This is a genomic window from Sphingomonas oligophenolica (genome assembly GCF_006438955.1).
Lineage (GTDB): Bacteria > Pseudomonadota > Alphaproteobacteria > Sphingomonadales > Sphingomonadaceae > Sphingomonas > Sphingomonas oligophenolica_A.
In genome coordinates this window covers 315,794-328,173 of the sequence record NZ_RCZK01000001.1, presented here as the reverse complement: position 1 = coordinate 328,173, position 12,380 = coordinate 315,794, and the positions used below count along the sequence as shown (strand labels likewise).

The window sequence follows — 12,380 nt, the reverse complement described above, 5'->3', positions numbered from 1 at the left end:
TACGGAATCCCCTCTTCAGTTCCCGGTGCGGCCGAGGACCTGGCCCGAACGACCATCGACCTCGACCCAGACGACGGTTCCATCGCGCAGGAACTTCAACGTGTAAATGCCGCTGCCGAAATCGAGGTCGAACCCCAGATACTGGTAATCCTTCATCGTCGGAATCACCCGCGATTCGACGATCCGCGGCGACAGGATGCGGCCTTCCTTGGTCGCTTCATAGGCGCGGACCTGTTCGGACCGGCGCTGGTCGGGCTCGACTCCACCGGCAGGGGCAGCGAGAATCAAGAGGGCCGACAACATCATCATGGGGGTCGCATAAGGCGAACCCATTGAACAGCCTGTGAATGACGCGGTCATGAACCCGCAACTTGCCGCGGCGTCCGGCTGCCCCTACCTGCCCCGCGCATGGCGGCTCCTATCCTCACTTTCGAAAACCTCGGCCTCGTTCAAGGCTCGGGCTGGCTCTTTCGCGGGCTCGACATCCATATCGGCGCGCGCGACCGGCTCGCGCTGATCGGGCGCAACGGCGCGGGCAAGACGACGTTGCTCAAGCTGCTCGGTGGCTTGATCGATTCCGACGAGGGGCGGCGGACGATCGTCCCCGGCACCCGCGTCGTGCTGCTCGAACAGGAACCAGCGCTGACCGGCTTCACGACGCTTGCCGATTATGTCCTCTCGGGCGACGATGCGCCGCAGCGGCACGAGGCGGAGGCGATCGCCGACCAGCTCGGGATCGACCTGACCCGCGAGGCGGTGTCCGCGTCGGGGGGCGAACGCCGCCGCGCCGCGATCGTCCGCGCGCTGGCGCAGAATCCCGACGTGCTGTTGCTCGACGAGCCGACCAACCACCTCGACATCGGCGCGATCGAATGGATCGAGGAATGGCTCCAGCGGTTCCGCGGTGCGTTCGTCGTGATCAGCCATGACCGCACCTTTTTGACCCGGCTGACCAAACAGACGCTGTGGCTCGATCGCGGCGCGATGCGGCGCGCGGAGATCGGCTTCGGCGGTTTCGACGCCTGGACCGAGGCTGTCTACGCCGACGAGGCGCGCAATGCGGAAAAGCTCGACGCGCGGCTGAAACTCGAGGAGCATTGGCTGCTCCGCGGTGTCACTGGCCGCCGCAAGCGCAACCAGGGCCGCCTCACCAAACTCCATGAAATGCGCGCCGAACGTGCGTCGATGATCGGCCCGCAGGGCGCGGCCAACCTCACGATCGGCTCCGACGGCGCCAAGACCAAGATCGTGATCGACGCCAAGCATATCTCCAAGGCGTTCGGCGAGGAGGAGGCGCGGCGCACGATCATCGGCGACCTGACGCTGCGCGTGACGCGCCGCGACCGGATCGGCATCGTCGGCGCGAACGGCGCGGGCAAATCGACATTGCTCAAGCTGCTGACCGGCGAACTCGAACCCGACACCGGCACGATCCGCTTCGCCAAGACGATGGAGCGGATCGTCATCGACCAGCAGCGCAGCAAGATGGAACCGGAGAAAACGATCCGCGACGTGCTCGCCGATGGCGGCGACTGGGTCGAGGTGCAGGGCATCCGCAAGCACGTCGTCGGCTATCTCAAAGAATTCCTGTTCGATCCCAATGTGCTCGATGCCAAGATCGGCACGCTGTCGGGCGGCGAACGCTCGCGGCTGCTGCTCGCGCGCGAATTCGCCAAGCCCTCGAACCTGCTCGTGCTCGACGAGCCGACCAATGACCTCGACCTGGAGACGCTCGACCTGCTCCAGGACGTGATCGGCGATTACGACGGCACCGTGCTGATCGTCAGCCACGACCGCGACTTCCTTAACCGCACCGTCACGATCACGCTCGGGCTCGACGGGTCGGGCACGGTCGATGTCGTGGCGGGCGGGTACGAGGATTGGGAACGCCGCCGCAAGGCCAAGGCGCCGACCAAGCGCGGCGCGATCGCCCGAAACGCGATCGCCGCGCCCCCTGCGCCACGCGGTCCGCGCGTGAAACTGAGCTACAAGGACCAGCGCGATTACGAGCTGCTGCCCCAGCGCATCGAAACGCTCGACGCCGCGATCGCGCGCGATCAGGTGCTGCTCGAAGACCCCGACCTCTACACCCGCGATCCCGACGCGTTCGAGCGACTGATGGAGGCGATCGGCCAGGCGCAGGAGGACAAGACGATCGCCGAACTACGCTGGCTCGAGCTCGCCGAACAGGTCGAGGCGCTAGCCTAGTGCGCGTCGAGCCTGAAATGTGAATCGAGGGATGCCGCTGGGTCGTGATGGCTGATTCACCGTGTGATCCTGGCCGCGCTGGAGCGTGCGTGCGTTAGGCGAGCAGATCCCGATATTCGGGATGGCGGTCGATATAGGCCGCGACGAACGGGCATTGCGGCACCACTTGCAGTCCTTGATCGCGCGCCGAATCGAGCGCGGCGCGGATCAGTTTGCTCCCCACCCCGCGGCCCTCGATTTCGGGCGGCACCTTGGTGTGCGTGAACACGATCGTGCCCCCCTCGCGCTGATAGGCCGCGATGGCGCGATGGCCCTCGACCTCGATCTCGAATTCCTGCTCGGCGGCGTTGTCGTGGACTTTCTGCATCTTGGCCCTTTCGCTTGGCGGCAATGATCTATCTATAGCGCCACAACGATGACCGACGACCCCCTTCCCCACCTCCAGCGCGTGTTCGGCTTCCCCGCGTTCCGCGGCGTTCAGGCCGATGTCGTCGACCGCGTGCTCGCGGGCGAGCGCACGCTGGCGGTGATGCCGACCGGCGCGGGCAAGTCGCTGTGCTATCAGCTGCCCTCGGTGATGATGGAGGGCACGTGCGTCGTCGTCAGCCCGCTGATCGCACTGATGCACGATCAGCTCCGCGCCGCCGAGGCGGTCGGCATCCGCGCCGCGACGCTGACGTCGGTCGACGAAAACCGCGCGGAGACGATCGATCGGTTCAAGGCCGGGCAGCTCGACCTGCTCTACATCGCCCCCGAACGCGCCTCGACCGGCCATTTCCGCGAATTGCTCAGCCAGGCCAAGCTCAGCTTGTTCGCGATCGACGAGGCGCATTGCGTCAGCGAATGGGGGCATGATTTCCGCCCTGATTACCGCCTGCTCGAACCGTTGATGGACGCGTTCCCCGATGTCGGGCGCCTCGCGCTGACCGCGACCGCCGACGCCCATACCCGCGCCGATATCTGCAAACAGCTCGGCATCCCCGCCGACGGCATGATCGTCTCGGGGTTCGATCGCCCCAACATCCGCTACGCGATTTCCCCGCGCGCCAACACGTCGAAGCAGATCGCGGACATCATCGCCGATCAACCCGGCCCCGGCATCGTCTATGCGCAGACCCGCGCCGCGACCGAGAAACTCGCCGAGGCATTGGGGCGCACCGGCCGCCCGACCCGCGCCTATCACGCCGGGCTCGACCCCCGCGTCCGCGCGCGCAACCAGGCTGATTTCGTCGCCTCGGAAGACATGGTGATCTGCGCGACGGTCGCGTTCGGGATGGGGATCGACAAGCCCGACGTGCGGTTCGTCGCCCACGCCGGCCTGCCCAAATCGATCGAGGCCTATTATCAGGAAACCGGGCGCGCAGGCCGCGACGGCGACCCTGCGATCGCGCACCTGTTCTGGGGTGCGGAGGATTTCGCGCGCGCGCGCCAGCGGATCGGCGAGGTCGAATCCGAACGCCAGCCGGGCGAGCGCACGCGGCTCGCCGCGCTCGGCGCCTTGGTCGAGACCGCAGGGTGCCGCCGCCGCATCCTGCTCAAGCATTTCGGCGAGGACCGGCTGGAAGACTGCGGCAATTGCGACAATTGCCTCGGCAACCCCGACGCGGTCGACGCGACCGAGACCGCGCGCAAATTCCTGTCGGCGGTATTCCGCACCGGCCAGATGTTCGGCGCGGGCTATGTCGAACAGGTGCTGCTCGGCCAGTCGACCGAGCGCAGCCTGATGAACGGCCACGAGACTCTCTCGGTCTGGGCGATCGCCGAGGGTGACGAGGTCGCGCTGATCAAGCCGGTCGGCCGCGCGCTCCTGCTCCGCGACGCGCTGCGCACCAACGCCCACGGCGGGCTCGAATTCGGCCCCGGCGCGCGCGGCATCCTGAAGGGCGACGACCGCGTCACCCTCGTCGTCCCCCCCAAGCGCGAACGCCGCAGCCGCCGTGCGCCCGCGGTCGCCGCCAACCCCGCCGACAATCCGCTGTTCGAAGCGCTGCGCACGCTCCGCCGCGATCTCGCGAAGGACGGCGGCGTGCCGCCCTATGTCATCTTCCACGATTCGGTGCTCCGCGACATGGCCGCCCAGCGCCCCTCGAGCCGCGCCGAACTCGCGCTGCTGTCGGGAATCGGCGCGCGGAAACTCGACCTCTACGGCGACGCGTTCCTCGGGACGATCCGCGACGCTGAATAGTTCGCGAAGAGGCGCAGAGAACGCAGAGAGTGAATCGTGCGCGGCAGCGCCGAGACAAAATCGCTCATCGATGAAGGACCGCGGTCGCGGTCGGGCAAAACAGCTCTGCGCTCTCTGCGCCTCTGCGCGAAAACCCTGCTGGCATTTTACGCGAACAAAGGCTGACGCCGCGCGCTTCATCGCATATGGGGCTCGCATGGTCGACATCCGCCCCCTCAACGACAGCATCGCGGTCGCGCCGCAGATCACCCCCGCCGACATCGCCGCGATCAAGGCCGCGGGCTATGTCGGAATCGTCAACAACCGTCCCGACGACGAGGAAACGGGCCAGCCCGCGGGCGCCGACATCCGCGAAGCCGCGAAGGCCGCGGGGCTGGGCTATACCGACATCCCGGTGACGCAGGCCGGGTTCAGCCACCCGCAGCTCGACGCGATGGCTGCCGCGCTCGTCGCCGCCGACGGCCCGGTGCTCGCTTATTGCCGCTCGGGCACGCGTTCGTGCAACCTGTGGGCGCTCGCCGCAGCGAAGGCGGGGCGCAACCCCGACCTGCTCGTCGCGCAGGCCGCGGCGGCGGGCTACGACATTGGCGGCATTCGCGCGATGCTGGCGGCACTGTCGGCGGCATGAACCTCTATATCGTCGCCGGATCGCTGGTCGCGATCCTGGCGCTCGCGGGCGTCGCCTGGATGCTCCGCCTCGGCCGCGACGCGCGGATCGACGGGCCGGAGGCCGCGGCCGATGCCGCCGACCAGGCGCTGCCCGGCTTTGCGACGGTGAACGCGGTCGTCGGCGCCGATGGCGCGGGCGCGCTCGCGGTGACCGGCGATGGCCGCGTCGCCGCGATCAAGCGCCATGGCGCGCGGCTCGCGGTGCGCGAGGTCCGGTGGGATTCGGTCCGCGCGACGCCCGCGGGGATGCTCGTCGAAACCGGCGAACGCCCGTTCGGCAGCGTCCTGGTCGCGGGCGTCAGCGCGCTCGACATTCGCCGACTCGCGCCGCAGCTGACACGGGTGTAAATAGCTCTCAAGCGGACCCCGATTCGCGCCGCAGGAGAACGCCGATGCCGTCGACCGGCATGTCGCTGCCCGATCCCGTTCAGTATGCGGTGCCCGCGTTCGTCCTGCTCGTGCTCGCCGAAATGCTCGTCGCGCGGGTCAGGGCACGCGACCGCTACGAACCGCGCGACACGCTGACCAGCCTCGCGCTGGGACTCGGCAGCACGATCGCGGGCGCGCTGTCGGCGGGCGCGGTGTTCGCGCTCGCGACGTGGCTGTGGCGGTTCCGCGTCTTCGATATCGGCTGGCACTGGTATGGGTTCGTCGTCGCATTCGTCGCGGACGATGTCTGCTATTATTGGTTCCACCGTTCGGCGCACCGCGTCCGCTGGTTTTGGGCAAGCCACGTCATCCACCATTCCAGCCAGCATTATAACCTGTCGACCGCGCTCCGGCAGACCTGGACCGGCTTCGTCAGTTTGAACTTCCTGTTCCGGGTGCCGCTGTTCCTGATCGGCTTTCCGCCCGCGATGATCTTCTTCGTCACCGCGATCAACCTGGTCTATCAGTTCTGGATCCATACCGAGCTGGTCGGGCGGCTGCCGCGCTGGGTCGAGGCGGTGATGAACACCCCCTCGCACCACCGCGTCCACCACGCCACCAACGCACGCTATCTCGATCGCAATTACGCGGGCGTTTTCGTCGTGTGGGATCGCCTGTTCGGGACGTTCGAGCCCGAACGCGACGACGATCGTCCGCGCTACGGCATCGTCAAGAACCTCGGCAGCTTCTCGCTGCTCTGGGCGGCGTTCCACGAATGGGTCGGGATCGCGCGCGACGTCCGCAACGCGCCCGGCCTCGCCGCCAAATGGGGCTATATCGCCCGCCCGCCCGGCTGGAGCCACGACGGCAGCCGCGACACCAGCGCGACGATCCGGGCGCGCTGGGCGGCGACCCAGCCCGACCAGACTGCGCCGCCGCCGGCGTGAGCGATCGATGCCCGGTTACTGGCCGGTGCGGATCCGCTCCATCACCTTGTCGTGGAGCCACATGTTCATCTCCGCCGATCCGTTCTTCTCGCCGGTATAGCCCAATTCGTCGGCGAGCTGCTGGCGGTGATCGAGGCTCGAATCCATCCCGATCAGCTTCATCAGATCGACGATCGACGTCTTCCAGTTCAGGCCGGGATTGCCCTTCGACGCCGCGATCTTCTCGAGCGCCGCATCGGCATCGATCACCTTCGGCGCGGCGGGCGGGGGTGGCGCAGCCGGGGCGGCGGCAACCGGTGCGGGCGAAGCGGCGGGCGTTGACGTCGGCGTAGGGGCCGCGTCCTTCACCGCGGGATGACCGAAGATCGCATCCTTGATCGAACCGAAAATACTCATGGCGTTGTTCTCCTTCGTGATGGCGGGATAACGCGGCTGGCCGCAACTCGGACCCGCGCCTATCGTGCGGCGCGACGATGGCGCTCATCCTCCCCTTCCTGGTCGCGGACGCGATCCTCGGCTGGATGGTCTGGCACAGCTGGCACGCGCACGAAGTGCTCGGCACCCGGCTGCAGCGCCAGGGCGACGACCGCTCCGCCTTCTGGCTCGGCTTCTCGCGCCTCGCAGCGCTGCTCGCGCTGTCGCTCGTCGGCACGATCGCAGCCTGGCACGCGGCCTGAACCTCGGCGTCATTCGGTGCTGTCCTACATCGAACCCATTGGGTTAAATTCCGCGCGACCGACAGGAGGATGTATGCCCGATCAGCTCATCGTTTCGCCGCGCGCGAAACTCCGCCACGACGCGTTCGACGGCAAGCTTCGCCAGGTCTTTCTCGACGCGCTCCAGAAGTGCGGGTGCCTCCGCGACGCCGCGCGGCGCGCGGGGGTGTCGCATCAGACGATCTATAATCACCAGGCGCGCGACAAGGAATTCGCGAAGCAATGCGACCTCGCGCTCCATATGGTGTCGACCGGCATCGAACTCCACGCCTGGGAACGCGGCGTCGTCGGGGTCGAGGAACCGATCGTCTATCGCGGCGAGGTGGTCGGTACCCGATTGAAGCGTTCGGATGCGATCCTGCGGCTGCTGCTTCAGGGCGCCAAGCCCAAGAAATACGGCCCAAATCCCGGCTTCGGTCGACGCCGGTTGCACAAGCTCGAACGCAAACGGATCGAACGCGAGGTGCGCGATGAATTGCGCGCGCGCAAGGCGTATCGCGCCGCGACCGCCGCCGAAACCGATGCCGCGCTCCAGGTCAAGCTCGATGCCCTCGCCCGCCACACCGATGCCAAGCGCCTCGCCGCGGGCTGGACCCGGCTCGGCGAGGACTGGATACCGCCGGGCTGGGTCCGCAGCGCGGACGCGCCCGCGCCGGTGCCCGCCGGTAGTCCGGGTGACTGGCCCTATGACGGGGCTGAGCAAATCCTCGATTCCGTGTAAAGGTCGTCAATGTCGTCGCCCACCGGCGCGTCCAGGAGAGGATCGATGGCCCGCGACAAGGCCCCGCCCAACGTACCACTACCCCCCGAACCGCCTTCCGCACCGTCGGGGTCAACGCCCTCGCTGCCCGATCTCCAGCACTGGACCTGGGTGATGGGGCGCGCGCAGCAAATGATGATGGAGCACGGGATGGGCACCGCCACCCCCGCGACTGCCGATGCCGCGCCGTGGCCGGTGGTGCCCGGGTTCAACGATCCCGACACGATTCGCCGCGCGACCGATTTCTGGACCGACAGCCTGACGCTGTGGCAACGCTTCCTCGATCCCGGCGCCGCGCCGCCCGCCGCCGACGAACCCCCCGAACGCGCGCGCGACAAGCGGTTCAAGGCGGCGGCGTGGCGCGACCAGCCCTATTTCGACTGGGTCCGCCGCAGCTATCACCTGATCGCCGACCAGATGCTGAGCCAGGTCGACGCGCTCGACGGCGTCGCGCCCAAGCAAAAGGAGCAAATCCGCTTCGCCGCGCGCGGCTTCGTCGACGCGATGAGCCCGTCGAACTTCGCGGTGACCAACCCGGAGGTGATCGCGAAGACGATCGAGACCAAAGGGCAGAATCTGCTCGACGGGCTCCAGCACATGCTCGCCGACATCGACAAGGGCCAGCTGACGCATGTCGATCCGGACGCGTTCGAGGTCGGGCGCAATTTGGCGATGACCCCGGGCAAGGTCGTCCATCGCACGCCGATGTACGAACTGATCCAATACACCCCGACGACGCCGAACGTCCTCGCCACCCCGCTCGTCATCTTCCCGCCGTGGATCAACCGCTTCTACATCCTCGATCTGACGCCCGAAAAAAGCTTCATCGCCTGGTGTGTCGACCAGGGCATCACCGTGTTCATGGTCTCGTGGAAATCCGCCGACGCCAGCATGAAGGACGTGATCTGGGACGATTACATCGCCGCGCAGGTCGACGCGATCGACACCATCCGCAGCGCGCTGGATGTTCCCGCGGTCCACACCATCGGTTATTGCGTCGCGGGGACGACGCTCGCCGCGACGCTCGCGCTGCTCACCGCACGGGATGAGGCCGACAAGGTCGCGAGCGCCACGTTCTTTACCGCGCAGGTCGATTTCGCGCAGGCGGGCGAGCTCCAGCATTTCGTCGATGACGAACAGTTAAAGCTGGTCGCCTCGCTGTCGCCCGACGGGTTCCTCGACGGGCGCTACATGGCGATGACCTTCAACCTGCTGCGCGGGCGCGACCTGATCTGGAACTACGTTACCAACAACTACCTGCTCGGCGCCGATTATGCGCCGTTCGACCTGCTCCACTGGAACGGCGACACCACCAACCTGCCCGCCAAATGGCACCTTGGCTATCTGACCGATCTCTATCGCGACAACCGCCTTGCGACCCCGGGCGGCATGGTCGTCGACGGCGTGCCGATCGATCTGACGACGGTCGCCACCCCCTCGTATATCCAGGCCGGTCGCGAGGATCATATCGCGCCCGCCGACAGCGTGTGGGCGATGACCCGGATCTTCCGCGGCCCGATGAAGTTCGTGCTCGCGGGGTCGGGGCATATCGCAGGGGTCGTCAACCCGCCCGCGCAGCAGAAATACCAATATTGGACCAATGCCGAGGCGGTCGACACGCTCGACGACTTCGTCGCGGGCGCGACCGAGACCAAGGGCAGCTGGTGGCCCGACTGGCTCGACTGGCTCCGCGCGCGCGATGGTGGCGATCAGGTTCCCGCCAAGCGCGCGCGGGTCCCCGGCACCGGCGCGCTGCCGTCGCTCGGCGATGCACCCGGCGAGTACGTCCGGGCACGCTAGCGCCGCCGCGACGATTTTGGTGCAGTGCAACATTAATTGTTGCACTGCGATCCGAATGCGCTTATGGTGCATCGCAGCATAGAGCTGGAGACTGCACCGATGGCCGATACCGACACGACCGCCAAGCCCGCGACCCCGGTCGCGACGCCCGAGTCCAGGGCTGCGGTCGCTCCCGCTGCGAAGCCCGAGGCCGCGAAGCCCGACGCAGACAAGCCCGCCGTTAAGCCCGACGCCAAGCCGGCGCCCGCCGCCGCGGCGCCCAAGGCCGATCCGGCACCCGCCAAGCCAGCGGCCACCGCAACCAAGACGCGGTCGGTCGCCAAGAAGCAGGCTGCCAAGCCGAAAACCGCCAAGCTGACCCCAGCCAAGCGGAAACCGGCCGCGCGCAAAGCTGCCACCAAGACCCGTAACCCCATTGCCGCGACCGCGGCGCCAGCCAAGAAGGACAAGATGATGGACGCGATGAAGACCACCACCGACAAGGCCAAGGACATGATCGCCCAGGCCAACGAGCGCACCAAGACCGCGGTCGACAAGAGCCAGAAGATGTTCGGCGAGATCAACGATTTCTCGAAGGGCAACATCGAGGCGATCGTCGAATCGTCGAAGATCGCGGCCAAGGGCATCGAAGCGATGAGCCAGGACGCCGTCGCCTATGCCAAGACCTCGTTCGAAGACGCGACCGCCGCCGCCAAGAAGCTGGCCTCGGTCAAGTCGCCGACCGACTTCATGAAGCTGCAGAGCGATTTCGTCCGCTCGTCGTTCGACATGATGGTGGCGCACACCTCCAAGTCGACCGAAGCGATGCTGAAGCTGGCGGGCGAGGTCGCACAGCCGATCTCGAACCGCGTCTCGCTCGCCGCCGAGAAGATCAAGATCGCCGCGTAACCGCGCGTCGATTACTGCCCGGCAACGGGTCCGATCGGGCGGTCGCAGCGATGCGGTCGCCCTTTTCGCGTGTTAGGGCTTGCCCCCGGCGCCCCCGATGCCATATTTTCCGGACCGCAATGACAATCACACCGACCATGATGGCCGAGCGTCGCGATGCCGATCACGACGACGGCGGCGCCGACGGGAGCACTGGGCTCGCGACCAAGACGCGCACCCGCACCAAACAGCCGACGCCCTATCGGGTGCTGATGCTCAACGACGATTACACCCCGATGGAATTCGTCGTCCTGTGCCTCCAGCGCTTTTTCCGGATGGACATGGAGGCGGCGACGCGGGTGATGCTTCACGTCCACCAGAAGGGCGTCGGGATCTGCGGCACCTTCAGCTACGAGGTCGCCGAGACCAAGGTCGGGCAGGTGATGGACTTCGCGCGCCAGCACCAGCACCCGCTGCAATGCACGCTCGAAAAGGCGTGAACCCTCGGCGTAGGTGCGGGGCGAGCGCGTGTCCTTGCGCCTTTGGCATGCATCGCTAGACCCGGCGCGATGGACCATATCCTGATCCGCGGCGGACGCCGCCTTGCCGGCCGCGTACCGATTTCGGGCGCGAAGAATGCCGCGCTGACGCTGATGCCATGCGCGCTGCTGACCGACGAACCGCTGACGCTGCGCAACCTGCCGCGGCTCGCCGATGTCGACGGGTTCGGGCATCTGCTCAACCAACTGGGTGCCTCGACCGCGATCGAGGGGACGCGGCCCGAGGATTTCGGGCGCGTCATGACGATCCGCGCCGGACGGCTGACCTCGACCGAGGCGCCCTACGACATCGTGCGCAAAATGCGCGCGTCGATCCTCGTGCTCGGCCCGGTGCTGGCGCGCGCGGGCGAGGCGACCGTCTCGCTCCCCGGCGGCTGCGCGATCGGCAACCGCCCGATCGACCTTCACCTCCGCGCGCTCGAGGCGATCGGCGCCGAGCTCGAAATGGCGGCGGGCTACGTCAAGGCGGTCGCGCCCGGCGGCCGCTTGTCGGGCGGGCGCTATCGCTTCCCGATCGTCTCGGTCGGCGCGACCGAGAATGTCGTCATGGCTGCGGTGCTGGCGAAAGGCGCCAGCGTCATCGACAACGCCGCGCGCGAACCCGAAATCGTCGACCTGTGCCGCTGCCTCGTCGCGATGGGCGCCTCGATCGACGGGATCGGCACCGAGACGCTCACGATCGAGGGCCGCGATCGCTTGCACGGCGCGACCTATGCGGTGATGCCCGACCGGATCGAGGCGGGCAGCTATGCCTGTGCCGCCGCCATCACCGGGGGCAGCCTCGACCTGGTCGGCGCGAACGGTGTCGACATGCGCGCGACGCTCGATGCGCTGATCGAGGCGGGGGTCACCGTCGAGGAACGCAAGGGCGGGGTAACGATCACCGCGGACGCGCCGCTTAAGCCGCTGACGCTCTCGACCGCGCCTTTTCCGGGCTTCGCGACCGACATGCAGGCGCAATTCATGGCGATGCTGTGCAAGGCCGACGGCGCGAGCGTGCTGACCGAAACCATCTTCGAAAACCGCTACATGCACGTCCCCGAACTCGCGCGGATGGGCGCGGATATCCAGGTCAGCGGGCGCACCGCGATCGTGCGCGGGGTCGACCGGCTGGTCGGCGCGCCGGTGATGGCCACTGATCTCCGCGCCTCGATGAGCCTGATCCTCGCGGGGCTCGTGGCGGATGGCGAGACCAAGGTCGCGCGCGTCTATCACCTCGACCGCGGCTACGAGCGGCTCGAAGAAAAACTCCAGGCGGTCGGCGCCGACATCGAACGCGCCAGCGACGGGTAACGCTCA

At 67.4% G+C, this 12,380-nt stretch carries 14 protein-coding genes; 11 read left to right on the top strand and 3 right to left on the bottom strand.

What is annotated here, in order from left to right; genetic code table 11:
- Nucleotides 1-15 precede the first annotated feature (15 nt).
- On the bottom strand, nucleotides 16-309 hold the full coding sequence (locus tag EAH84_RS01715; protein ID WP_140866713.1) for a hypothetical protein: 294 nt from the start codon (nucleotides 307-309) through the stop codon (nucleotides 16-18).
- A gap of 99 nt (nucleotides 310-408) precedes the next feature.
- On the opposite strand from EAH84_RS01715, the gene EAH84_RS01710 reads away from it, so the two are divergent.
- The gene (locus EAH84_RS01710) at nucleotides 409-2,208 is read left to right on the top strand and encodes an ABC-F family ATP-binding cassette domain-containing protein (RefSeq protein ID WP_140866710.1); all 1,800 of its coding nucleotides are present in this window, start codon (nucleotides 409-411) and stop codon (nucleotides 2,206-2,208) included.
- A gap of 94 nt (nucleotides 2,209-2,302) precedes the next feature.
- Here the strand turns inward: EAH84_RS01710 and EAH84_RS01705 are convergent, their stop codons facing one another.
- Nucleotides 2,303-2,575 carry a GNAT family N-acetyltransferase gene (locus tag EAH84_RS01705; protein ID WP_140866707.1) on the bottom strand — a complete coding sequence of 91 codons (273 nt, stop codon included), beginning with the start codon at nucleotides 2,573-2,575 and terminating at the stop codon, nucleotides 2,303-2,305.
- A gap of 48 nt (nucleotides 2,576-2,623) precedes the next feature.
- On the opposite strand from EAH84_RS01705, the gene recQ reads away from it, so the two are divergent.
- The 4 genes from recQ (at nucleotide 2,624) to EAH84_RS01685 (ending at nucleotide 6,378) form a co-directional block, all read left to right on the top strand.
- Nucleotides 2,624-4,393 (top strand): DNA helicase RecQ, encoded by a 1,770-nt coding sequence (recQ, locus tag EAH84_RS01700; protein ID WP_140866704.1) that lies wholly within the window; start codon nucleotides 2,624-2,626, stop codon nucleotides 4,391-4,393.
- Nucleotides 4,394-4,589: 196 nt separating this feature from the next.
- Nucleotides 4,590-5,021 (top strand): TIGR01244 family sulfur transferase, encoded by a 432-nt coding sequence (locus EAH84_RS01695; RefSeq protein WP_140866701.1) that lies wholly within the window; start codon nucleotides 4,590-4,592, stop codon nucleotides 5,019-5,021.
- Nucleotides 5,018-5,410, top strand: coding sequence for a hypothetical protein (locus tag EAH84_RS01690; RefSeq protein WP_140866699.1), 393 nt, complete (start codon nucleotides 5,018-5,020; stop codon nucleotides 5,408-5,410). The genes EAH84_RS01695 and EAH84_RS01690 overlap by 4 nt, the downstream gene beginning before the upstream one ends.
- Before the next feature lie 59 nt (nucleotides 5,411-5,469).
- Nucleotides 5,470-6,378, top strand: a complete 909-nt coding sequence (locus EAH84_RS01685) for a sterol desaturase family protein (protein WP_140867295.1) — start codon at nucleotides 5,470-5,472, stop codon at nucleotides 6,376-6,378.
- 15 nt (nucleotides 6,379-6,393) lie between these two features.
- Here EAH84_RS01685 and EAH84_RS01680 read toward each other — a convergent pair whose 3' ends face one another.
- Complete coding sequence (locus EAH84_RS01680; RefSeq protein WP_140866697.1) at nucleotides 6,394-6,774, bottom strand: DUF3597 domain-containing protein; 381 nt, start codon at nucleotides 6,772-6,774, stop codon at nucleotides 6,394-6,396.
- A 77-nt stretch (nucleotides 6,775-6,851) separates the two neighbouring features.
- Here EAH84_RS01680 and EAH84_RS01675 point away from each other — a divergent pair, with 77 nt between their 5' ends.
- From EAH84_RS01675 to murA, 6 genes are all read left to right on the top strand, one after another.
- Nucleotides 6,852-7,055 carry a hypothetical protein gene (locus EAH84_RS01675; RefSeq protein WP_140866694.1) on the top strand — a complete coding sequence of 68 codons (204 nt, stop codon included), beginning with the start codon at nucleotides 6,852-6,854 and terminating at the stop codon, nucleotides 7,053-7,055.
- Between the two features lie 73 nt (nucleotides 7,056-7,128).
- A complete protein-coding gene (locus EAH84_RS01670) occupies nucleotides 7,129-7,815 on the top strand; it encodes a hypothetical protein (RefSeq protein ID WP_140866691.1) in 687 nt (228 codons plus the stop codon).
- A gap of 153 nt (nucleotides 7,816-7,968) precedes the next feature.
- Nucleotides 7,969-9,654: a PHA/PHB synthase family protein gene (locus EAH84_RS01665; RefSeq protein ID WP_425326434.1), complete on the top strand. Its 1,686-nt coding sequence runs from the start codon at nucleotides 7,969-7,971 to the stop codon at nucleotides 9,652-9,654.
- A gap of 99 nt (nucleotides 9,655-9,753) precedes the next feature.
- Nucleotides 9,754-10,542, top strand: coding sequence for a phasin family protein (gene phaP / locus EAH84_RS01660; RefSeq protein WP_140866686.1), 789 nt, complete (start codon nucleotides 9,754-9,756; stop codon nucleotides 10,540-10,542).
- Between the two features lie 140 nt (nucleotides 10,543-10,682).
- Nucleotides 10,683-11,021: an ATP-dependent Clp protease adapter ClpS gene (gene clpS, locus EAH84_RS01655; protein WP_140867292.1), complete on the top strand. Its 339-nt coding sequence runs from the start codon at nucleotides 10,683-10,685 to the stop codon at nucleotides 11,019-11,021.
- A 69-nt stretch (nucleotides 11,022-11,090) separates the two neighbouring features.
- Nucleotides 11,091-12,374 carry a UDP-N-acetylglucosamine 1-carboxyvinyltransferase gene (gene murA, locus EAH84_RS01650; protein WP_140866683.1) on the top strand — a complete coding sequence of 428 codons (1,284 nt, stop codon included), beginning with the start codon at nucleotides 11,091-11,093 and terminating at the stop codon, nucleotides 12,372-12,374.
- The last annotated feature ends 6 nt before the right edge of the window (nucleotides 12,375-12,380 follow it).